The sequence below is a fragment of the Cellulomonas sp. P2_B4 genome, assembly GCF_056404795.1.
The window spans coordinates 1-541 of sequence record NZ_JBFUDI010000102.1 but is presented as its reverse complement, the minus strand read 5'-3'; the positions used below and the strand labels follow the sequence as shown (position 1 = coordinate 541).

Genomic DNA, 541 nt, shown 5'->3' with positions numbered 1-541 from the left:
GACCCGGTCCTCACGATCTGGAGATCGGTCGAGCCGCGACGCGGCGACCTGGTGTTCCTCACCATTACCGATGCCCCGAAGAGCGAGCGTCCCGGTTCCTCGCGCGGGAGCGAGGCCCGTTATCTCGACCTGATCCATCACGCCCAGACCGCCATGCTGCAGGTCGATGCCAGTTGCATGAGCCCGATCTACGACAAGCTCCAGTCGGAAGGCATCAGCGAGCTGGGCCTGAACCAGTATCTGAACGATCATCCCGAGCTGGTCGAACTGGCGGATGGCGAAGTGCGCGTAGTGCAGGCGAATCTGAGCGCGGCGCGCCTGTTGGGGTGCGCCACGCCGGCCGAAGTCATCGGGCCGGTCGCCTTCATGTTCACGGTGTCGCACGACAGCCAGCAGCGCATCATCGTCGCCCGTTTCGCCGGGAAACGGCATTATTCGGAGGTCGTGAAGCTGGTCACGTTCGACGGTCGCGTCCGTGACGTGCGGCTTTCGATCACCTTTCCCGCGCCCAGGGAAAATGTGGACGTGCATCTCGCAACGC

At 64.0% G+C, this 541-nt stretch carries 1 protein-coding gene; it reads left to right on the top strand.

Annotated elements, in window-relative coordinates; genetic code table 11:
- Positions 1 to 541 (top strand): hypothetical protein (locus AC1DZC_RS20320; RefSeq protein WP_477044547.1); only part of this gene is annotated, 541 nt, incomplete at both ends.